Here is a 21,373-nt window from a genome sequence, read left to right as displayed (position 1 = left end):
TTGTTTGGTTCTATGAGTAGGTAATTTACATTAATTGTTACATAAATAGTTTCTAATTTAATTGCTACAGGATTAAAACTCCTTTCCTTAGCTTTGCAAAAATTTTATGTGCTATGAGCGATTTTCATCCATTATCCGTTGCTGCAGTAACCAATTTAACACCAAATTCGGTTGCATTAACTTTTAATGTTCCAGAGAACTTAAAGGAAACTTTTTCTTTTACCGCTGGGCAATACATCACTATTAAAAAAACAGTGAATGGTAATGAGGTAAGAAGAGCCTATTCTATCTCTTCTGCTCCTAGCTCTGGCAAATTAACAGTTGGTATTAAAAAAGTTGAAGGGGGTACTTTTTCTGTCTACGCCAACGATGAAATTAAAGTGGGTGATGTTTTAGAAGTAATGCCACCAGAAGGTCGTTTTGTATTTGAACCGAGCAACCAAACAAAACATGTTGCCGCCTTTGCCGCAGGTAGTGGTATAACTCCCATAATTTCTATAGCTCAAACGGTTTTAGAAAGCCATGAAGAAAATACGTTTGTTCTTGTTTTTGGCAACCAAACGCCAGCAGAGACCATGTACCATACCGCACTTTTGGAATTAAAAGGACAGTTTCAAAGCCGACTACACATAGAATGGGTGTACAGTAAAAGCACGGAACCCGATTGCCTTTTTGGGCGTATTGAAAAATCTACCGTAAATCTTATCCTTAAAAACAAATTTAAGGATACCACGTTTGATGCCTTTTACCTATGTGGTCCAGAAGCGATGATAAATACAGTGTCCGATACACTAAAAGAGGGTGGAGTAGCCGAAGATAAAATTCATTTTGAATTGTTTACCTCTTCGGAAACGGAAGACACCTTGGCCCAAAATTTAGAAGGCGCTACCCAAGTGGAAGTTTTGCTAGATGATGAGACCTTCAATTTAAACGTAGAAAAGAAAACCATTCTTTTGGATGCCATTTTAAAAGAAGATATAGATGCACCGTATTCCTGTCAAGGCGGCGTTTGTAGCAGTTGTATTGCCCGCGTTACGGAAGGTAAGGCAGAAATGGTAAAAAATCAGATTTTAACCGATGGGGAGATAGCAGAAGGTTTAATCCTAACCTGCCAAGCCCATGCCACCACGCCAACTTTAAAAATTGATTTTGACGATGTATAAAGCTTAATTTTTAAGCTTTGTAAATAGTTGTTCAAGATTGGTAAATTCTTTCTTTACCTGACTTACACCAATAGCACCACCAGAAAATCCAGAAGTTGCTTTAATCAATTGCAACTTGGCTTCGTTTTGCCCGTTAAATTCTATATATAGTTGAAGTTTAAAATATTTGTAGAAAGCACCTAAAAGAATGCGCAAAATTCTGTTGCCCTTTTCATAGGTACCATTGCTTTTATCGCCTTGAGTTAACTGGTAACCACGTTTCGCCAAGAGTTGGTGTACTTGTTGTGTAAATTCCTCTTGTTCTACCTCAGAATAATAAAAAGTTTTCTGATTTTTTACATCGGGATCTCTTTTTACTAAAACAGCCATTGGTTTTCTTTTTTTGTTGGTGTAAAACTAACGCGGTTTACCATCGTATGGTATCCCTGAAAACCGGGTTTATGACTTGTTATTATCTAAATAAGCGTCCATAGCAAAGTTGGTGGCATCATAGCCAATGGTAAACGCTTTTTCTATACCTTTTTTATCTAAAACCCCTATTTGGTCTAACTGCGCCGGCTCTATCAAAATATCGCATTCACAAATTTTTTCCCTACAAGAAGCGTAAATCATAAGGCCTGTTATACGGCTCGTAAGTTGCAGTGAATTGCTCAGGTCCTTTTTTTGTAATTTACCATTAACCGATACATTACTGCCAACGACTAAATCGGCACCTTGCTCTACATATTCTTTTGGAAAATTGTTCATAATTCCTCCGTCTGCGTACAATACCTTATCTATTTCTACAGGACTAAAAACGGGAGTTAAAGCTGCGGAAGCCAGCAAGGGCATAATTAACGCCCCCTGGTTAAAAACCTTTTCTGTTCCTTGTAACAGATCCGTTGCCACCACATGTAAGGGAATATTTAACTGTTCAAAAGAATCATGCGGAAAAAATTGTTGAAAAACACTAAAATAACGTTCGGTATCTATAAGTCCCGGTTTGCCAATAGCAAAAAAACTGTACTGGAATAAGGGTGTCTCTTTAAAGAAGGCCAGCATTTCGTCTATGCTATTGCCATTAGCATACAAAGCGCCAACCAAGGCTCCAATACTTGCACCGGCTACGCTCTGGGCTTTTACTCCTCGCTCTTGCAATACTTTTAATAAGCCAATATGGGCCATGCCTCGAATACCTCCGCCAGATAAAACCAGTCCTATTTTCTTTCCAGTAAACATGAAGAAATTTTATAGGTTAAAAGTACTGCTTCACAACTAATTATTTTGCGCTTACAGTTTAAAAAAAAGTTTTGTTTATTTTTTCTTCAACAGTAAAACCTCAATTAAAATAACTCCGTAGGTAACAAAAAAGAAACAAGAATAGATTTTTAAGAAAAAACCTGTAATTTAAATTCAAGTATTACGAACCAATACCCATAACAAACGTTTAGTTTGCATAAAAAAGCCAATCATACCGCTATTTTAATCTTTGCACAAAGTGCAAAATTAGAAGCCTTACGTAAACCCATACGTAATGGTGAGGTGGTATTTGATGCCTTAAACAAGCAAACACTTTCCATAGTCCAGGCCACTGGCTTAGCCTATTTGGTTTGGGATGAAGAAAAACAAGTTGGCAACACCTTTGCCGAACGTTTTTCTAACGCATTACAGACAGTCTTCAAAAAGGGTTATAAAAATGTAATTTCTATTGGTAACGATAGCCCTAATCTAACAGTATCCAAACTTAAACAGGCTTACAAGCAAATCTGCAAGGGCAAAACAGTTTTAGGTCCTTCTACGGATGGCGGCGTATACCTAATTGGTATTCATAAACGCCATTTTAGATACAACGATTTTAAGCGCTTGCCTTGGGAACGTATTTCGCTTTTTAAACGTATTTCCGAATCCTTTGGCTTAACCGGTGAAATTCATCAGTTAGAAACTTTGACCGATGTTGATTCGGAAACCGATATTCTTGAGATACTCCAAAAACCCATCACCCAGTCTTTAAAAAGAGCCTTAGTGCTTGGCCTATCCAGACAAGCAGCCCCTAAAACGTACACACACCTTAGCTATACAACACACTACCAGTCTACCTTCTATAACAAAGGCTCTCCACAGTATACCTAAGCAGTCCCCCCAACCTACATTTTAGAAATCTCAACATCACAAATGAAAAATATACTTTTGGGTATGTTGTTGTGCGTTTGCACAATTACCCATGCACAAATCAATATAAGTGGTACGGTTACCGATGCCAATCAGGAACCTTTACCCTTTGTCAATATCATACTTTTACAATCTACAATTGGTGCTACTACAGATACCAATGGCAACTTTTCTATGGAACTACCCGCAGAAGGTGGTCAGTTGCGCTTTTCGCTATTGGGCTTTACGTCCAAAACGATAACCATTACCAGTGCAAGCAACAACCTCAACATTACTTTAAAAGAAAGCTCAGAACTGCTCAATGAGGTTGTTTTGACCGCACTTGGTTTGGAACGCGAAACCAAAGAATTGGGTTATGTAGTACAAAGTTTGGATGCCCAAGGGGTAACCGAAGTAAAATCGGTAAACTTTTTAGATAACCTTACCGGTAAATTAGCCGGGGTAACCATTAACCAAGGGCCAACAGGCGTGGGGTCTTCTAGCCGCATTAGCATACGGGGCGAAGCTTCCTTCAGCAATAACAATCCACTGTTTATCGTAGACGGCGTACCCATTAACAACAACACCGTTTTTAACTTTACCAATGAGGCGGCGGCTGGTTTTCAAGAGGTCGATTTTGGTAACGGTGCCATGGAGGTAAATCCAGATGATATCGAAGAAGTATCTGTTTTAAAAGGCCCAAGTGCCGCCGCATTGTATGGCACAAGAGCAGCCAATGGCGTTGTGGTGATAGCTACTAAAAACGGTAGCCAAAGCAAAGGGTTAGGAATTAGCTACAACACCAGCCTATTTTTGGAAAGTGCTTTTCAGTTGCCCGACTTTCAGAATAACTACGGCCAAGGAAATTCTGGCCAATTTGAATATGTAGATGGTCTCGGTGGTGGTATAAACGACAATATTACCTACAGTTGGGGACCACGATTAGACCAAGGTACTTTGATTCCGCAGTTCGATAGTCCTGTGACCCTTGCGGACGGCACGGTAGTTCGCGGTGGTGATACTGCGCTTTACAACGGTTTGCCCATTACGGCAACACCTTTTGTTTCTAACCCAGATAACCTCAAGGATTTTTATGAAACCGGTACCACTTTCATCAACAACTTGGCTATTTCTTCCGGGTTTGATAAGGGCAGTTACCGTTTATCGTTTACCGATTTGCGTAGCGAAAGCATTATTCCGGGAGTAAACTTGGACCGCCAAACGGTTGCTGCACGACTCAATTTTAGACCTACAGATAAGCTTCAGATTAATTCATCCATCAACTATGTAAATTCGCAAAGCGATAACCGCCCCTCTAATGGTTACGGTTCTGAAAATGTAAATTACTCTTTGGTGGCGTGGGGTCCACGTTCCCTAAACATTGATAGTCTTAGGAATTACTGGCAACCAGGCCTAGAGGGCAGACAGCAATATTCTTTTAACTATACTTTTTTTGATAACCCCTTCTTTATTCTACATGAGAATCGAAACTCGTTTAACCGAGATCGTGTTTTCGGGAATGTTTCGGCAAAATATCAGATTACCCCAGAACTATCCGCTACGGTGCGCAGCGGTATGGATTATTCCAATGAAACCCGGCAACTGCGGCGCGCTTATAGCTCTAACCGCTTTCAAAACGGAGGTTATGCGGAACACGATGTGTTTTTTAGAGAAATCAATACAGACTTTCTATTAAATTATACCAATCGTTTCAACGATTTTAAAGTTGCTATTTCCTTAGGTGGTAATCGATTGGACCAAAAAGCATTTACCAGCCAGTCCCAAACCACAAGTTTAGCACAACCAGGTATTTTTAGGTTAAGTAATGCAGCATCCCCAGTTGAAGTATTTGAATTTGAATCCAATAAACGCATCAACAGCTTGTATGGTTTGGCCAAAATAGGTTACAAAGATTTTCTGTTTTTAGATATTACAGGTCGTAATGATTGGTCCAGTGCCTTGGCTACGCCATTTTCGGTAGACAATGTTTCGTTTTTCTATCCATCGGTGTCTTCTAGTTTTATTCTTTCGGAGGTTGCAGCACTGCCTTCAGCTATTTCGTTTTTAAAACTTAGGGCCAGTTGGGCACAAGTAGGTAACGATACCAATCCTTACCAAACTTCCGGTGCTTTTGTGGCACAGACCCCTTATTTAGGACAAGCAACGTTTAGTGAACAGAATTTTATCGCCAATCCCAACCTACGTCCTGAGCAAACCTCGGCCGTAGAATTTGGGGCGGACATTCGTTTTTTTGGCGACCGTTTAAATTTTGATGTTTCGTATTACGACGCATTGACCAAAGACCAGATTTTATCATTGCCCATAGGTATTGCTTCTGGCTTTAGCCAACAAGTCGTTAATGGCGGTGAAGTACGTGCCAAAGGGTTAGAAGTTATTTTAAATGCTACGCCAATAGTTACCGATAATTTTAAATGGAACAGCACCTTAAATTTTAGTCGCTCAAGAACTACCGTAGAAGATTTACCACAGGAGGATGGGCGTTTAACCTTGGCGTATTCGCGTATTTACGATAGTCAAAACCAAACGGTATTTTTACAAGTGGAAGAAGGCGGCCGTATTGGGGATTTGTACGGCACGGGCTATTTAAGAAATGAAAATGGCGATTTTATCCTAACCGAAGAAGGCCGCTACATACCAGATAACAACTTACAAAAACTGGGTAATTACAATCCAGATTTTATGCTGGGGTTCAACAATCAATTTAGCTATAAAAATTGGGATTTGGGCTTTCTGTTAGACTGGCGTCAAGGGGGTATTATCGTATCCCGTACGCGTGCTTTAGGCAATGTAGGTGGTCAGTTGGCAGAAACCGCATTTAGGCCAGAAGAAGGTATTGTGCCACAAGGCGTAGTTAACACAGGTACGGCAGAAAATCCAGTTTATGTAGAAAATACGGTAGCGGTAACCCCAGAAAGCTACTACCGCCAATTTTATGACCGTAACCATGAAGAAAACAATGTGTATGATGCTTCCTTCTTAAAGTTACGCCAAGTAGCCTTGGGCTATACGTTTAAAAACTTGAGTTTTTTACAACAAAATGCCAGTTTGCGCCTATCGCTAATTGGTCGTAATCTGTTTGCGATTACAGAAAACCCACATTTTGACCCTGAGCAATTTGCCGTACAGGGTAAGGGATTCATAGGTGGTGTAGAAGACATGTCTTACGCCACCACAAGAAGTATCGGTTTTAAAGCAGGTTTTAATTTTTAAGAAGGTATCCAAATGAAAAATAGAAATAAAACAATTAGTATAGTATTTGCTTTGGTACTTTCTACCACTTTATTCCAAGCTTGTACCAGAGATTTTGAAGACATCAACACCAACCCCAATCAGCCCATTGCTGTAGAACCCAATTTATTGCTTCGCCAAGTTATTTATGATTATGGCGAACAAATGTCTTACGAGGGTTTTACCGCTGGTAATTTGTTGGGCCAGTATAGCACCGCCTTAGATTTTAATCTTTTTGACCGTCACGATTTAAAATCTCCTCAGTTGGGGGGTAATCCTTGGCCAATTATTTACAAAAACCTAAGGGATAATGAGTCCATTTTAGAACTGGCTTTGGAAAACCCTACCCATGAAGTTTATGAAGGTCCGTCTAGAATATTAAAAGCCTATATGGCGATGGCCCTGACGGATTTGTTTGGAGATGTTCCTTATTATGAGGCTTTTCGAGGTGATGCAGCTACGGTTACCCCAGCCTATGACGCACAAGAAACCATTTACTTAGGCGAAGAAGGCATTCTAGATAATATTGATAAAGGTATTGCCGCCTTAGAAAATTATGAGGGTACCATTGCTTTGGAAGGCGATATTTTATTTGAAGGCGATTTAGATGGATGGATTCGCTTTGCGAATTCTTTAAAACTTAAAGCTTTAGTGCGTATTGGCAATCAACTAGACCCAAGTACGGAATTGCAGGCCTTGTTCGATGCGGGAAATTTTATTTCCCTGAACGAAGAAAATGCAGTGTTCGATTTTACCAACGGAGAACCCAATAATTTTAGGTTGGCGCGCTTGCGTATTGGCGACTTTAACAATTTTGTGCTGTCGGAAACTATGGAAGATATTTTAAAGGATTTGGAAGACCCACGCATAGCCACTTTTTATAGACCTTTTGCCAATAGTGATTCCGCAGATTTTAACGGGTTACTCAACGGTATCGATGCTTCACAAACTTCTATTAACCTAGCGGACTACTCTTTGCCAGGGACTATTTTTAGGGAGGAAACCGGCAGATTAGACGCCAATTTCATTACGGCATGGGAAACCCATTTTTTATGGGCAGAAGCAGCCGAACGTGGGTGGATTACCGCCAATAGTACAGAATTGTATAACACCGCCGTTACCCAAGCCTTTGCCTATTGGGGCACCGATTTGCCCGACACCTACCTAGCGGGACCTGCCGCTTTAGCCAATGGCGATGCCCTGCAGCAAATCATTACCCAAAAATGGATTGCCAATACTATTAATGGGTATGAAGGTTGGATAGAGTTTAGAAGAACTGGGTTTCCGCAGTTACGAACAATCTCAGCCAGTTTAAATAACGATGTAATTCCTATTCGTATGCCTTATCCAGCAGAAGAGCAGGCACTAAACGCAGAAAATTATGAGGCGGCGGCGGCCAATACCAATGATAACAGTATAAATGCTCCCGTTTGGTGGGATAATGACTAGTATGAGGCCTTATTTAGACATAGCACTTTTAAATCTTAACCCCAGTAGTATTGGTATACTGCAATGGAGTTTGGTGCTTTTGTCTAGCTTAGCATTCATCCTATTATCCCCATTAGCTAAAAATACCGAACAGTTTTTTAAGGCTCAGGTCAACAATAAAGCACCCAACACCTTTATGCTTATGGGTAGCTTGGTTATCTCTTGGATTTTTGCCAAAAGCATTACCAATGCGGCTAACTTAGGTTTAGCCTATGGTTTGGTGGGCGGTGTGGCCTATGCGGCTTATTACCTTAGTTTTATAGTTGCTGGTTATGTTATTTATCAAATGCGAACCAAAGGCGGCTTTACCAGTATACACCAATTTTTAACTAATCGCTTTGGTAAAGGCGCCATGTTCTTGTTTTCGGTACTAATTGCTATTCGGCTTTTTAACGAGGTATGGAGCAATACCATGGTCATTGGTTCCTATTTTGGAGAAATGGGTAGCCTGCCCTATTACAGTTCCATTCTGGTATTTACGGTGTTAACCTTGGTTTATGCCCTGAAAGGGGGATTGAGTAGTAGTATTTTTACGGATGCAATTCAGATGGTCTTATTTGCTGTTTTACTGTTTGTGGTGCTTGATACCATTTTTTCATCAGAAAATAATTTTACCCCAGCTACGGTAATTACTTCTGGAGAATGGAAATGGGAAATGGGAATAAACCTTCTCCTTGCGGCCGTGTTACAATCCTTTAGTTATCCCTTTCACGACCCCGTGTTAACAGACCGTGGCTTTATTAGTAAGCCAAAAACAACCTTAAAAGCATTTTTATGGGCAGGCTTGGTTGGCGGATTATGCATTATACTGTTTAGTATAATTGGCATCTATGCACAACATCAAAATATGGAAGGCCAAGCTGCTGTGCAGGTAGCCAAAGCTTTTGGTGCTATTATCTTATTGGTCATTAACTTTATTATGATAACATCCGCAGCTTCAACACTGGATTCTACCTTTTCTTCTTTTTCCAAACTCGCCTCCTTAGATTTGAATTTGGGAAATAGCTTAAACTTTGGCAGGTGGGCAATGGTGGTCATTGCTATTTTAGGTACGTTACCCATTTTTATGGATGCGGAAATTTTATCGGCCACTACCATAAGTGGTACCATGGTTATTGGCCTAACTCCGGTTTTTGTGCTGTGGAAGAAGAAAGTTTCCACTACCAACTACTACTTGAGTGTTATTGGCGGTCTATTCTTTGGATTTTTATTGGTTTTTGGGCTGTTCCCAAACGCCCTCATTTTTACCCATGGAAAATATGCCGATTTACTTTGGGTTAATTTTTGGGGTATTCTCGTGTGTTTCCTCTTATATTTAATACCGCTATGGAGAAGAAAATAATGGAACTAAAGGTCGAAACGGACCGAATACTTGTATTTGGTGGGGTTTACAGCAACCTACAAGCATTGCAAAAGCTAAAAAGCATTGCAGAAGCAGAAGGTATTGCGCCAGAGCACTGCATTTGTTCAGGAGATATTGTGGGTTATTGCGCGCAACCAGAAGAAACTGTTCAGCTGTTTAGAGAATGGGGCGCATTAAGTATTTCTGGAAATGTGGAACAGCAGTTGGCAGACGGAAGCGACGATTGTGGCTGTGATTTTACCGAAGGTAGCCGATGCGATGTTTTTTCCAGAACATGGTTTCCTTTTTCAAAAGAGCAGTTATCCAAAGATGCTATCGAGTGGATGGAAACGCTTCCAGAACATCTACGATTTACGTTTGCCGGTAAAAAAATTACCGTAGTACACGGTTCATACGAACAGGTGTCCGACTTTATATTTGAGTCCACTTCAGTAGATAAAAAACAGGTCAGTTTTAGTGCATCGCAAAGCGATGTTATCATAGGTGGGCATTGCGGATTACCCTTTCATCATGCATTTGACAATAAATTGTGGTTAAATCCTGGTGTTATTGGTATGCCTGCGAATGACGGTACCCCGCGTGTTTGGTATATGCTGCTTGAAGAGGTAGAGGGCGAATTAAAATATACCCATCGTTCTTTTGAATACGATTACCACACGGCAAAGCAACTAATGCACATCAACTTTTTACCCGAAGCCTACGCGGATACCCTCCAGACCGGACTTTGGGACAATATGGAAATCTTGCCCGAATTAGAAAAAATGGTGCAAGGCATACCTATCGATTTTAATACAAATTCCAAAACAAATAAAAACACAAAACAAAATACCATGGCAAATAACTATTACGACCCAGCAGACTTAAGAAAATTTGGAAAAATAACTGAATGGAGTGAAGAGCTTGGCACCAAATTTTTTGACTATTACGGTAAGGTTTTTGAAGAAGGCGCACTAACTGCTAGAGAAAAGTCTTTAATTGCCTTGGCTGTTTCTCACGTGGTTAAATGTCCATATTGTATAGATGCTTACACAAAAGATGGCCTACAAAAGGGAATTACCAAAGAAGAAATGATGGAAGCCGTGCATGTTGGCGCTGCTATTGAAAGTGGAGCAACTTTGGTACATGGTGTACAAATGATGAACAAATACAATAAACTATCGCACTAATGGAAAAGAGTATCATGAATGACCTGAAAAAGGCGAAAAAACCAAAGTTAAAAACGCTACAAGCCCGGGAAAACGACCTTGCGCAACCCAATAAGCAGTTGGCGATATTAAACGGAGGTCTATTTGCCGATGGTGAATTACCTTATTTTAAGGATAAAATTAGTGAGATAGGACAATTTCCGCTTCGCCCTAATAAATTGGAAATTCTACAGATAAACGTAGGGTATATGTGCAACATTACCTGTGAGCATTGCCATGTAGATGCAGGCCCTACCCGAAAAGAAATTATGACGGTAGAAACCATGGAACAATGCCTAGAGGTAATTAGAAATACAGGGGCGCATACCTTGGATTTAACCGGTGGCGCACCAGAGATGAACCCTAATTTTAGATGGTTTGTAGAAGAGGCTTCCAAAGCTGGTATTAAGGATTTTATAGTGCGGTCTAATTTGTCCATCATTTTGGCCAATCCAAAGTTTAACGACCTGCCAGAATTCTTTAAAAAACACAATGTACATGTAGTCTCTTCTCTACCGCACTACACCCGTGGAAAAACTGATAAACAGCGTGGAGACGGGGTTTTTGACAAATCGATTAAAGCCTTACAACTATTGAACGAAGTGGGTTATGGAATGCCCGATAGTGACTTACGATTAGATTTAGTTTACAACCCATCTGGAGCCTATTTACCTGGTGACCAAATGGCTTTGGAGCGCGATTTTAAAAAGGCACTGGACGAAGATTTTGGTATTCAATTTCATAACCTTTTCGCGATAACCAATTTGCCTATTTCCCGTTTCTTGGACTACTTAATAGCATCGGATAATTACGAGGATTATATGTATTCTTTGGTAGAAGCTTACAATCCGTCTGCGGTGAGCAGTGTTATGTGTACCAATACCATTTCCGTTAGTTGGGATGGTTGGCTATACGACTGTGATTTTAATCAGATGTTGGGCTTAAAAGTGGCCAACAAAATAAAACACATTAAAGATTACAATGAGGATTTGATTAATGATAGAAATATCATCATTTCCCAGCATTGTTATGGTTGTACCGCAGGTGCGGGGAGTAGTTGCCAAGGAACGGTGGCGTAAGAGCGTATTTTACCAAAGTAAATCCGTTATTTTAGCAACAACATCATCTGGCGTAATGGTGTCGATGGCCTTGTCATATCCTTCCGGAAACTTATTGCCGTATACGGATGTTGGTAGTAACGGAAAGGTATCTAGGTCAGGTAAAATACTATGGGATAAAGGTTGATTATACGGAACAAAACCCGCATAGGGATGGGTAACACCCCATAATGTAACAACAGGTACCCCGTAATTTGCCGCAAGATGACCGTTACCACTGTCCATGGCTAACATTACCGACAGGTTCGCAATAAGGTCCAACTCCTCCTTAAACGGAACAGAAAATGTCATGTTAACCACACGTGAATTGAATTTACTAGCCAAGGTATCTAACAGTTCCTTTTCTTTGGGTCCACCACCAAAAAGTAGCACTTGGGCATTGGTTTGCACAAGCAAATCACGAATAACTAATTCAACTTTATTTAACGGATACATTTTGCTTTTGTATGTCGCAAAAGGCGCTATACCTATCAAACGGCTTGAAGTATCCATACTGCTGGCTATTTCTTGTGGTAAAATTGGTTTTGATAACACCATATCCTGGGTAAGGTCCACAGCAAAACCCAGTCTGCGAAACACATCCGCGTAACGCTCATGACTGCTCTTGAGCGGTCGTATAACTTTATTGGTTGGGCGGGTTAACGCCTTTTTTTCTTTTCTTCCCTTGTCAATTTGGATAACCGGAACACCAACACTTTTAAATAAGATTTTCAGCACATTACTACGCAACACATTATGCAAGTCTGCTACGGCATCGATCTTTAATTTTTTTAAACTAGAAAACAATCGGTATAAACCATAAATACCCTTGTGCTCACCCTTAACGTCTGCATGCACAACGGTAACCCGTTGCAAATCTTTAAAAATAGGTACAAAGCTATTTTTGGTGAGTAGGGTTATGCGTAAATCCGGATGGTTTTGTAAAAGCGATTTTAAAACTGGAACGGTCATGGCCACGTCTCCCATGGCAGACAACCTAATAACCAAAAGATGCTTGTATTTAGGCTTTTTGCCCACGTAGAACAGGGTTTAGTTCATCATCGTTATACATTTTCATTTGCTTGTAAACTTTCATGTATTTTTTACCCGCTTCTATATCAGCCAACAACTCGTCTATAGCGGTAGATAAATCCTTTTTTTGTTCTAGTAAGACGTTTAATTTGGCAGCACATTCTTTACGGTGTTTATCTGTGGCATCGGCACGTTCCGCCTCCTCTTTCATGTGGTAAATTTTAAGTGCCAATATGCTTAATCTATCAATAGCCCACGCTGGACTTTCCGTATTAATACCTGCATCAGATTCAATTTCTACCGATTGGTATTTATGTAAAAAATAACTGTCTATGAATTCAACTAAATCAGTACGGTCTTGATTACTCGCATCAATTTTTCGTTTCAACTCCAACGCGACAACAGGGTCAATGCCCGGGTCACGAATTAAATCCTCAAAATGCCATTGCACGGTATCTATCCAGTTCTTACGATATAACAAATGTTCAATACTATCCTTATCATATGGATTTTGAAACGGTTGGTCTACGGTATCTAATACATGATAGGCACGTATACTTTCTTCAAAAATATTGAAGGCGTTTTGGCTAAACATAAAATTATTTTTTACAAAGATAAGCTATTGTAATAGGGATATACAAAGCAATACCACTGGTACAATAATCATGGTTATTAAAAACAATTCCTTAAATCTAGGCCTCTTAATAGTGTCTGTATAATTTGCGAGCACAACCGCAACAGGAAAGAATGAGTAAATTAACCTAGCATACACCTGTTCTGAGACTAAGAATAGTAGCATAAATGCAAGAATTAGATACGCCATAACAATTCGTAAAATAAGAACTTTTCCTTGTCTACGATACCCAATTTTACCGAAAATAAAGAATGCAAAACCTAATGCAAGCACCACATAACTTAAGATGGCATAGTTGGGATTAAAAACCAGAGAAAACTGAGGACTAATCTTTAGATAGGACCATAATTCTGCAAAGCTAAATATGTTTAGTACTACCGCAAAGGTTAACATAGCAACCGTAAATAGAGCTGCAATGGGCATTAACCATATTCGTAATTCCTTACTTAGAAACATACCTATAGCAATGTAGATAGGGATACTAAAAACGATACACCAGGAATCAAATAAACAGGCTGCAAATAACCAAAGGGAAGCTTCAAAAACTTTTTCTTTACCTCTTTTTTCCGATTTCAAGGCAAGTGTTCTACTAACGGATAACAAAAGAAAAAAAGATGCAATTAGAATCTTCGGTACAACTAAAACCTTATAGAAGAAAACCACCAGAACCAGGTAAAAAAACATCGCTAGCGAATTGGTTCTTGTCAACTTAAACAACCGGACTAACTGGGCAATAAGGTAAATAGATGCCAACAATGCTATGTTACCCAAAAGTGCTATTACCCATAGGTCCACTATCGCATTCTTTCCCATGCTAACATACCAAACCAACCAAAAAGTTAAGGCTCCTGAGCCTAACAGAATACCATAATGTACAGGTTTGGTTCTATCAAAAAATGTAGAAATCATAAATTGAGCGTAGGAATATTAAGCCTAATTACTATTTTTGTGCCGTAAATATACAGTATATCATGAGCAATTTATTTTACGGAATAGAAGACTTGTTTGTTAATGTGCTTTTTAAGCCATTAGATGCTTTACGATTTATGGATAGCTGGTGGGGTGCAAATACCTTAAATTGGTTATTTATGATTATTGGTGCTATAGCTATGGTGTACTGGATGGGTCAATTGAAAAAATTCAATGACAATAACGAAGAGGACAAAACAAGTACCTCTCACTCCTTTTTATAGGTCGAATCCAATATCTTTTCGGTAGTACATACCATCAAAATTGAGGGTTGAAACATTTTTATAGGATGTTCTCAACGCCTCTTCTTTTGTTTCGCCGAGCGAAGTTACTGCAATTACCCGACCACCATTTGTTACAAATTTACCATCTTTAGCTGTGGTACCCGCATGAAATACTAGTGAATCTGATACCATATCAACGCCAGTGATTTCCTTGCCTTTTTCATAAGCTTCTGGGTAACCACCAGAAACTGTCATCACAGTGGTAGCAAATCTTGAGTCTATATCTAAGGAAACTTGGTCTAGGGATTGATTACCAACGGCCAGAAGTAAATCCATTAAATCCGATTTAATCCTTGGAATTACCACCTCTGTCTCAGGGTCGCCCATTCTTACATTGTATTCAATAACTTTTGGGTCATCCCCAACTTTAATCAAACCAATAAAAATAAAACCTTGATACGATATGTTATCTTTCTTTAAACCGTCTACGGTTGGTTTTACGATACGTTCTTCTATTTTAGCAAGGAAAGCTTCATCTGCAAAAGGAACTGGCGATACAGCGCCCATTCCGCCAGTATTAAGCCCTTTATCTCCTTCTCCAATACGCTTGTAATCTTTAGCGTAAGGTAAAATCTTATAGTTTTCACCATCCGTTAAAACAAAACAGCTTAGTTCAATTCCATCTAGAAACTCTTCTATAACTACAGTTGTGCTAGCGTTTCCAAACTTAGCGTTGACCAACATGGCCTCTAGTTCTGCCTTGGCCTCATTAATATCTTCTAAAATCAATACTCCTTTGCCCGCTGCTAAACCATCTGCTTTTAAAACGTAGGGTGGATTTAAACTTTCTAAGAACTGAAAACCTTCTACTAAATTTTCTGAAGTGAAGCTTTGGTAAGCTGCTGTAGGCACTTTATTGCGTAGCATGAATTCTTTTGCGAATTCTTTAGAACCCTCTAAAGTAGCCGCCAGTTTTCTAGGTCCTACAATAATTAAATCATTTAGACCCGCTTCATCCTTAAGAAAATCATGTATTCCTTCTACCAAAGGCACTTCTGGCCCAACCACGACTATTTTAATGTTATAGGTTGTAATCGCCTCTTTAATCGCATTAAAATCTGAAACACCTATGGCTAAATTTGTAGCTATTGACGAAGTGCCCGCGTTGCCAGGCGCAACAAAAATTTGGTCTACTTTATTGCTTTGTGCAATTTTCCAAGCTAGGGTGTGCTCGCGGCCACCAGAGCCGATTATTAATACGTTCATAGAAAGTTAAATGTGCTGATTAAAGCCACAAAAATAGTAAGAGTTATTCTATTTCCTATTTACTTCTTTGAAATCTCTGTGCTCTGTTTTTTCAAGCTCCTCTTTTGGAAGTGATTTAAAGTAATCAAAAGTCTTTTTCATTCCTTCTGCGCGACCAACTTGAGGCTCCCAACCTAAAATCTCTTTAGCTTTAGAAATATCTGGCTGTCTTTGCATAGGATCATCTTTAGGTAAAGGTTTGTAAATTACCTTTTGATCGGTTCCTGTAAGCTTTATTATCTCTTCAGCAAAATCCCTAATACTAATCTCGTGTGGATTACCAATATTCATAGGCAAGGTATAATCACTCATAAGCAATCGATAAATACCCTCAATCTCATCTTCAACATAACAAAAGGAACGGGTTTGGGAACCATCTCCAAATACGGTTAAATCCTCGCCTCTCAGTGCCTGTCCCATGAAGGCAGGTATCACTCTACCGTCATTTAGACGCATTCTGGGACCATAGGTGTTAAAAATACGCACGATTCTGGTGTCCAAACCGTGAAACCTATGATAAGCCATAGTAATAGATTCCTGAAAACGTTTTGCTTCATCGTATACTCCTCGTGGACCGATTGTATTTACGTTACCATAATACTCCTCTGTTTGGGGATGCACCAAAGGATCTCCGTATATCTCAGAAGTTGAAGCAATCATGAAACGTGCATTTTTTTCCTTTGCTAGCCCTAACAAATTGTGTGTGCCTAATGCACCAACCTTTAAGGTTTGTATTGGTATTTTTAAATAATCTATAGGGCTAGCCGGTGAAGCAAAATGCAAAATATAGTCTAAATCACCTGGAACATGAACAAATTTGGTCACATCGTGATTGTAGAATTCGAAGTTTTCTAATTTAAAAAGATGCTCAATATTTTTTAAATCACCTGTTATCAAATTATCCATTCCAATTACATGGTGGCCCTCTTTTATAAATTTATCACATAAATGTGATCCTAAAAAACCGGCAGCTCCAGTGATAAGTGTGCGTTTCATTTCAATGATTTTAAGTCAAAGCTAATTGAATAATTTGTATCTGTTACATATAAACATGTTGATTATTCATAAATAGTCGATAAGACGACAATCCATATAAGTTTTTTAGTCTTTTACTTTTTTTAAGTTACTCTTTTTTGAATCTTCCTTATTATTGCCCTTTAAAGACTCAATTCTTCTTTTAAGTAAAATCTTCTGTTTGAGCGTTGTAAAATTGTAATTATAACGAAAGAAAATATACCCTAAAATAATTACAATCCCTACCAGAACCAGAACCATGCTTAGATTTTTAGCCTTACTACCAAGAATAACAAATAAGATAACAAAGAAAATGTTAAAGCAACCAATAATAAAACTTGCTTGCTTGTGAGAAAGTCCCCAAAAATCGATTAGTACATGATGAACGTGGTTTCTGTCTGGTGAAAACGGCCCCCTTTTATTAGCCAACCTAATTGTAAAAACCCTAGCGGTATCAAATAAAGGTACTATAAGTATACTGATTGCAATTAAAGGAGCATTTTCTAATAGAAAAGGTAATTCCCCATAGGAAGTAGGTTCCAATGCTAAAAATTTTAGTGTTAAAATACTTATTATAAAACCAACAATTAATGAACCTGTATCTCCCATAAATATTTTCTTATCAGAAGAGATATTAAAACCAAAGAATGCCATTAAACAGGCATTCATAGTAATAGCTAGTAAAGCAAAGAAGTATTCCTGTGCTAGATAAAAAATAGTTGTGTAAATTACCATGATAACAATACCAACAATGCTGGCCAAGCCATCAATACCATCAATCAAATTATAGGAATTGATAATGGTTAACATTAGAAAACCTGCAATCACAAAATAGAGAAAGTATGGAATCTCGTAGATATTAAGAAAACCATTAAGCGATTCTATGATAAAACTATCATTGACTAGAACAAATGATATTGCAGCAACTTGAGCTAGTAATTTTGAACCTGGAGTTATAACCACCAAATCGTCCTTAAGACCTACAATAAACATTATGGTGATACCTGGTATAATATACATTGCCTCGTCCATCATATCACGACCTTTAATAAAAAACAAAGCAAATATTAATGTATAAAAGAAAGCTACACCACCCAAAGTAGGTGTTCTTTTGACATGAGAGCTTCTATGGTCAGGGTCATCCATAAGTCTTTTGCGTTCAACTACCCAAATGATTTTCGGCATAGTTATGTATGTAAGCAAAAAAGAACCAATAAAAACGCATATAGCGGTTTCTAAAAAATACAAATTATGAGGATTATTTATAGTTTATCAAATATAATTTTAAAAAAGAACTTGACTAAGTTAATCTGCCTACTAATTCTGGTTGGCTCCTTAATTAAGCGATAAAACCACTCCAAACCAAGAGAAATAAAAATCTTAGGAGCTCTTTTCTTGGCTCCAGAATAAACATCAAAACTTCCACCTAAACCCATATATAAACATGGATATTCATTTAAAAATTTAGCCATAACAAATTCCTGTCTAGGACTACCCATGGCAACAAAAATAACGTCAGGTTTTTTAATTTTGAAATCATTTATTAAATGCTGAATATCAACCTCTTTTAAGAATCCATTTCTATACCCCATTATGTTGATTGACGGATAATCAATTCTTAACTTAGATATTGTTTTTAAAATTACTTCATCAGTAGCGCCAATAAAATAGAATGACTTTTCTTTTTGATACTTTTCAATTATTTTTAACCAAAATTCAGCACCAGCGATTTTAATTGCATTAATCCCCTTTCTTTTCAGAGCCCACACGGCCCCAATACCATCTGGATAACCAATATTAGAATTTATTATTTCATCTAATGCTTTATTAGATTTGTTAAGTTTTTCAGCGTTTAAAGCGATTAAGATTTTCTTTTTAGATTGAATAAAATCTAAAAACTGATTTTTGGATTGAAAGGCATAAATATTCTTGCTATTGATTTCAGAGCTCTTCATGTATCCGAGGAAATTAGAGATATATACATTTGATTATATTTTTTGGCATTCGCTAACCAACTCTTTTCTTCCATCACATAATTCAATGCCGAATCTATAATTTTATATTTTCTCTCCACAGGCATGTTATATATTGAAAGCATTGTGTTTATTAAATCCTGTTTTTTTCCAGCTTTGAACAGAAATCCGTTTTCGTTATTTCGAACTAGTTCCGTTATTCCACCAACATCACTGCCAATAACTATTTTTTCATAGGCCATGGCCTCCAATGGCTTTAACGGGGTAACAGAATCAGTTAATTTATTTTTATATCTGGGATTTACAATAATATCAATTTCGCCAAAAGCCTTATAAATCTCTGCTGGAGTTATTGGTCCCATAAAAAGAGCATTTTTAATTTTCTCAGTCTTTGCTCGAATATTATTTGCTTCGATTCCTGAGCCATAAATGACCAGTTTGCTTTTAGGCAGTTTCATATTTACCTCTTCGAATGCATCTATTAACAAATCAATACCTTCATGAGGCGTAAGCGTTCCGATGTACCCAAAATTACATCGTCCTTGAATGTTAAAATCATTGTTGACTTTATCTTTTAACACGTTGATGAGGGATGTATTCACTGCATTTTTGACTATCTCAATCTTCTGTGAAACAATGCCACATTTAACCAATTCAGATTTCAGATTATCGTTAATGGCCACAACTATAGTCGCCCGCCTCATTACGTACAACTCAACCTTCAACAGCAGTTGCTCAACAAACCGCCTAATCATACCGCTATCGGTGACACCCTTTTTTAACATCCAAAGTGACCTAACTTCATATACAACAGGAAGCCTAAACTTTTTCCCCAAAAAAATAGCAGGAAGTCCGCAAAAAAACATCGCGTGGGCATGCAGTACTTGTGGGTTTTCCTTTAAAATTAACTGTTTTAACTCCTTATAAAAGCCAAAAATGGCAAAAAACCTAAACACTCTCTTCAACAGTGATTTTGGTCTATCGGAAATAGATTCATTCTGGTGAATCGCTGTACGCAAGTATCTTATACCATCGATTATCTCTTCTGGTCGACTTGCACTTTGAAAAGGTGAGGTTACAGCCATAGGTCTCAACCCAATATCCTTTTGCGACATCAAAATATCTCTTGATCTTATACTTGATCCAGAAATTTGTGGTAAAGATTGATATAAGATATGTAAAACCTTCATTTAGGGTCAAAATTTCGACAAAAGTACATTAAATTGCACAAGAAATACTTCGCCAATATCTTAAGTATTATAATTCCTATAGAGCCTACGATATGCTAAAATTTTTTACCCGCAATAAAAAGTCTCTGACCACACTCTTGTTTTTTCTTTTTTTTCTGAGTTTGCTTTTGACTTCAAATGATATAAACACCAAGGTAATTATGGTTATGGGCCTCTTTTCTTTGTATTTTTACCAATGGGGTTTATTAAAAACTAGCTGCAGACAGTATTATCCTTTACTTCTTCTTTTCTTTATTATTTGTTTTAGTCTGATCTACACCGATAATTTAGCGGTAGGTCTTCACAAAGTTCAACGTGTTGCTTTGATTCCCGCCGCGATACTGGTTTTTTCATTTATCGAGCTACCTCCTAAGCGTGTATATTCTATTCTTAAATTATTTGTCCTAGTAGTACTTTGCACCACTCTTTATTCACATATTCAAACAATTGCCTTGTTTATTGCCAATGCTGAACCAAGTTTTCGCAATTTTTTCAATTTAAACTATTCTTATCAGGCCTTGGGCAGTACTGTGGGTCTTCACCCTACTTACTACTCGTATTTTATTTTGACGGCCATTGCGATTCTACTCTATTTTCTGCGGAACAAATCAAGGTTACCATTCAAAATCTTAATGTTCTTGATTATCATTTATTTTTCCTTTTTTATAGTTCACCTTTCTTCAAGAATTGCAATAGTCGTTCTTTACCTGCTTTTCATATTCAATATTCTATTTTTTGCAATCAAGCAAAGAGCTCTAGCAAAAAGCCTAGTATGGCTAACGGTACTGCATTTGCTACTTGTCTTTACGATACTCAATATAGGGGTAACCAAATACCGCTTTCAGCATATCTTTGGATTTACCTACTATACTGGTTATAAGGTAAACGATGGCAATCATAAACTAAAATTGTGGAATGCCGCGATAAGCGCCAATGAGAACTTTTTGATTGGTAATGGAATGGGAGATGTGGATGCTTCACTAAAGGTGGCCTACACCAAAGCAGCATTGACAAAAGCGGCCAAAGAAGATTATAACAGCCACAATCAGTACATTGAATATTATGTTGGTTTGGGTGTTATAGGCCTAGTCTCGTTTTGCTTTCTCCTCGCCTACTACATTATTCATTTCTATAAACGCAGAAACATTTTGGGTTTCCAGTTTATAGCCATTACGGCAACTATCTGTATTACCGAGTGTTTGTTTACCCGGCATCATGGACTTGCATTTTTTGTCTTCATGTTAGGCTTATTATGGAAACTCCAAAACGAACCTGTGGAAAAGAAAACAAGTACTGCCCTAAAAGACTATTAAAAAAATAAT

At 38.1% G+C, this 21,373-nt stretch carries 19 protein-coding genes and 1 pseudogene; 10 read left to right on the top strand and 10 right to left on the bottom strand.

The genetic code is table 11. The features are described from left to right. Window positions 1-113: 113 nt before the first annotated feature. Complete coding sequence (locus HCO57_RS10895) at window positions 114-1,163, top strand: ferredoxin--NADP reductase (protein WP_167989055.1); 1,050 nt, start codon at window positions 114-116, stop codon at window positions 1,161-1,163. Window positions 1,164-1,166: 3 nt separating this feature from the next. On the opposite strand, the gene HCO57_RS10890 is transcribed toward HCO57_RS10895, so the two are convergent. Next, a complete protein-coding gene (locus tag HCO57_RS10890) occupies window positions 1,167-1,532 on the bottom strand; it encodes a hypothetical protein (protein WP_167989054.1) in 366 nt (121 codons plus the stop codon). Window positions 1,533-1,601: 69 nt separating this feature from the next. Then, complete coding sequence (locus HCO57_RS10885) at window positions 1,602-2,381, bottom strand: patatin-like phospholipase family protein (RefSeq protein WP_167989053.1); 780 nt, start codon at window positions 2,379-2,381, stop codon at window positions 1,602-1,604. Between the two features lie 213 nt (window positions 2,382-2,594). Between HCO57_RS10885 and HCO57_RS10880 the strand changes: the two genes are divergently transcribed. From HCO57_RS10880 to arsS, 7 genes and pseudogenes are all read left to right on the top strand, one after another. After that, window positions 2,595-3,272 carry a DUF2064 domain-containing protein gene (locus HCO57_RS10880; protein WP_167989052.1) on the top strand — a complete coding sequence of 226 codons (678 nt, stop codon included), beginning with the start codon at window positions 2,595-2,597 and terminating at the stop codon, window positions 3,270-3,272. A gap of 42 nt (window positions 3,273-3,314) precedes the next feature. Continuing rightward, complete coding sequence (locus tag HCO57_RS10875) at window positions 3,315-6,521, top strand: SusC/RagA family TonB-linked outer membrane protein (protein ID WP_167989051.1); 3,207 nt, start codon at window positions 3,315-3,317, stop codon at window positions 6,519-6,521. Between the two features lie 12 nt (window positions 6,522-6,533). Then, entirely contained in the window at window positions 6,534-7,988 is a 1,455-nt protein-coding gene (locus HCO57_RS10870) for a SusD/RagB family nutrient-binding outer membrane lipoprotein (protein WP_167989050.1), read from the top strand. 1 nt (window position 7,989) lies between these two features. Continuing rightward, window positions 7,990-9,369: a sodium:solute symporter gene (locus tag HCO57_RS10865; RefSeq protein WP_167989049.1), complete on the top strand. Its 1,380-nt coding sequence runs from the start codon at window positions 7,990-7,992 to the stop codon at window positions 9,367-9,369. Next, a pseudogene (locus tag HCO57_RS10860) lies at window positions 9,354-9,974 on the top strand (metallophosphoesterase family protein); the annotation flags it as partial. The gene HCO57_RS10865 and the pseudogene HCO57_RS10860, both read left to right, overlap by 16 nt. Window positions 9,975-10,220: 246 nt before the next feature. Further along, window positions 10,221-10,556, top strand: coding sequence for an arsenosugar biosynthesis-associated peroxidase-like protein (locus tag HCO57_RS10855; protein WP_010516278.1), 336 nt, complete (start codon window positions 10,221-10,223; stop codon window positions 10,554-10,556). Beyond that, window positions 10,556-11,653, top strand: coding sequence for an arsenosugar biosynthesis radical SAM (seleno)protein ArsS (arsS, locus tag HCO57_RS10850; RefSeq protein WP_169630322.1), 1,098 nt, complete (start codon window positions 10,556-10,558; stop codon window positions 11,651-11,653). Before HCO57_RS10855 ends, arsS begins: the two co-directional genes overlap by 1 nt. A gap of 9 nt (window positions 11,654-11,662) precedes the next feature. On the opposite strand, the gene HCO57_RS10845 is transcribed toward arsS, so the two are convergent. The 3 genes from HCO57_RS10845 to HCO57_RS10835 are packed head-to-tail and all read right to left on the bottom strand — an operon-like array spanning window position 11,663 to window position 14,246. Further along, window positions 11,663-12,709, bottom strand: a complete 1,047-nt coding sequence (locus HCO57_RS10845) for a glycosyltransferase family 9 protein (RefSeq protein WP_167989048.1) — start codon at window positions 12,707-12,709, stop codon at window positions 11,663-11,665. After that, window positions 12,693-13,298 carry a DUF4254 domain-containing protein gene (locus HCO57_RS10840; RefSeq protein ID WP_167989047.1) on the bottom strand — a complete coding sequence of 202 codons (606 nt, stop codon included), beginning with the start codon at window positions 13,296-13,298 and terminating at the stop codon, window positions 12,693-12,695. The genes HCO57_RS10845 and HCO57_RS10840 overlap by 17 nt, the downstream gene beginning before the upstream one ends. Before the next feature lie 24 nt (window positions 13,299-13,322). After that, complete coding sequence (locus HCO57_RS10835) at window positions 13,323-14,246, bottom strand: DUF6427 family protein (protein WP_167989046.1); 924 nt, start codon at window positions 14,244-14,246, stop codon at window positions 13,323-13,325. A gap of 62 nt (window positions 14,247-14,308) precedes the next feature. Between HCO57_RS10835 and HCO57_RS10830 the strand changes: the two genes are divergently transcribed. Next, window positions 14,309-14,530, top strand: coding sequence for a DUF6341 family protein (locus HCO57_RS10830; RefSeq protein WP_167989045.1), 222 nt, complete (start codon window positions 14,309-14,311; stop codon window positions 14,528-14,530). On the opposite strand, the gene purD is transcribed toward HCO57_RS10830, so the two are convergent. The 5 genes from purD to HCO57_RS10805 form a co-directional block, all read right to left on the bottom strand. Further along, window positions 14,525-15,796, bottom strand: a complete 1,272-nt coding sequence (gene purD / locus HCO57_RS10825) for a phosphoribosylamine--glycine ligase (RefSeq protein WP_167989044.1) — start codon at window positions 15,794-15,796, stop codon at window positions 14,525-14,527. The genes HCO57_RS10830 and purD overlap by 6 nt on opposite strands. Window positions 15,797-15,844: 48 nt before the next feature. Next, window positions 15,845-16,831: a UDP-glucuronic acid decarboxylase family protein gene (locus HCO57_RS10820; RefSeq protein WP_167989043.1), complete on the bottom strand. Its 987-nt coding sequence runs from the start codon at window positions 16,829-16,831 to the stop codon at window positions 15,845-15,847. A gap of 105 nt (window positions 16,832-16,936) precedes the next feature. Then, window positions 16,937-18,034 (bottom strand): MraY family glycosyltransferase, encoded by a 1,098-nt coding sequence (locus HCO57_RS10815; RefSeq protein WP_245167580.1) that lies wholly within the window; start codon window positions 18,032-18,034, stop codon window positions 16,937-16,939. A 77-nt stretch (window positions 18,035-18,111) separates the two neighbouring features. Next, window positions 18,112-18,804 (bottom strand): WecB/TagA/CpsF family glycosyltransferase, encoded by a 693-nt coding sequence (locus tag HCO57_RS10810; protein WP_167989041.1) that lies wholly within the window; start codon window positions 18,802-18,804, stop codon window positions 18,112-18,114. After that, window positions 18,801-20,012 (bottom strand): glycosyltransferase family 4 protein, encoded by a 1,212-nt coding sequence (locus HCO57_RS10805; RefSeq protein ID WP_167989040.1) that lies wholly within the window; start codon window positions 20,010-20,012, stop codon window positions 18,801-18,803. Before HCO57_RS10805 ends, HCO57_RS10810 begins: the two co-directional genes overlap by 4 nt. Window positions 20,013-20,104: 92 nt before the next feature. On the opposite strand from HCO57_RS10805, the gene HCO57_RS10800 reads away from it, so the two are divergent. After that, window positions 20,105-21,364 (top strand): O-antigen ligase family protein, encoded by a 1,260-nt coding sequence (locus HCO57_RS10800; protein WP_167989039.1) that lies wholly within the window; start codon window positions 20,105-20,107, stop codon window positions 21,362-21,364. Window positions 21,365-21,373 lie beyond the last annotated feature (9 nt).

Origin of the sequence: Croceivirga sp. JEA036, assembly GCF_011882165.1 — a bacterium.
In the GTDB taxonomy this organism is placed as follows: Bacteria; Bacteroidota; Bacteroidia; order Flavobacteriales; family Flavobacteriaceae; genus Croceivirga.
Note: the sequence above shows the minus strand (reverse complement) of the source record. Positions and strands in the feature narration are given on the sequence as shown.

Coding starts and splice junctions, on each gene's coding strand:
- HCO57_RS10895 (WP_167989055.1), top strand. CDS start 114: ATGAGCGATTTTCATCCATTATCCGTTGCTGCAGTAACCAATTTAACA.
- HCO57_RS10890 (WP_167989054.1), bottom strand. CDS start 1,532: ATGGCTGTTTTAGTAAAAAGAGATCCCGATGTAAAAAATCAGAAAACT.
- HCO57_RS10885 (WP_167989053.1), bottom strand. CDS start 2,381: ATGTTTACTGGAAAGAAAATAGGACTGGTTTTATCTGGCGGAGGTATT.
- HCO57_RS10875 (WP_167989051.1), top strand. CDS start 3,315: ATGAAAAATATACTTTTGGGTATGTTGTTGTGCGTTTGCACAATTACC.
- HCO57_RS10870 (WP_167989050.1), top strand. CDS start 6,534: ATGAAAAATAGAAATAAAACAATTAGTATAGTATTTGCTTTGGTACTT.
- HCO57_RS10865 (WP_167989049.1), top strand. CDS start 7,990: ATGAGGCCTTATTTAGACATAGCACTTTTAAATCTTAACCCCAGTAGT.
- HCO57_RS10855 (WP_010516278.1), top strand. CDS start 10,221: ATGGCAAATAACTATTACGACCCAGCAGACTTAAGAAAATTTGGAAAA.
- arsS (WP_169630322.1), top strand. CDS start 10,556: ATGGAAAAGAGTATCATGAATGACCTGAAAAAGGCGAAAAAACCAAAG.
- HCO57_RS10840 (WP_167989047.1), bottom strand. CDS start 13,298: ATGTTTAGCCAAAACGCCTTCAATATTTTTGAAGAAAGTATACGTGCC.
- HCO57_RS10835 (WP_167989046.1), bottom strand. CDS start 14,246: ATGATTTCTACATTTTTTGATAGAACCAAACCTGTACATTATGGTATT.
- HCO57_RS10830 (WP_167989045.1), top strand. CDS start 14,309: ATGAGCAATTTATTTTACGGAATAGAAGACTTGTTTGTTAATGTGCTT.
- purD (WP_167989044.1), bottom strand. CDS start 15,796: ATGAACGTATTAATAATCGGCTCTGGTGGCCGCGAGCACACCCTAGCT.
- HCO57_RS10820 (WP_167989043.1), bottom strand. CDS start 16,831: ATGAAACGCACACTTATCACTGGAGCTGCCGGTTTTTTAGGATCACAT.
- HCO57_RS10815 (WP_245167580.1), bottom strand. CDS start 18,034: ATGCCGAAAATCATTTGGGTAGTTGAACGCAAAAGACTTATGGATGAC.
- HCO57_RS10810 (WP_167989041.1), bottom strand. CDS start 18,804: ATGAAGAGCTCTGAAATCAATAGCAAGAATATTTATGCCTTTCAATCC.
- HCO57_RS10805 (WP_167989040.1), bottom strand. CDS start 20,012: ATGAAGGTTTTACATATCTTATATCAATCTTTACCACAAATTTCTGGA.
- HCO57_RS10800 (WP_167989039.1), top strand. CDS start 20,105: ATGCTAAAATTTTTTACCCGCAATAAAAAGTCTCTGACCACACTCTTG.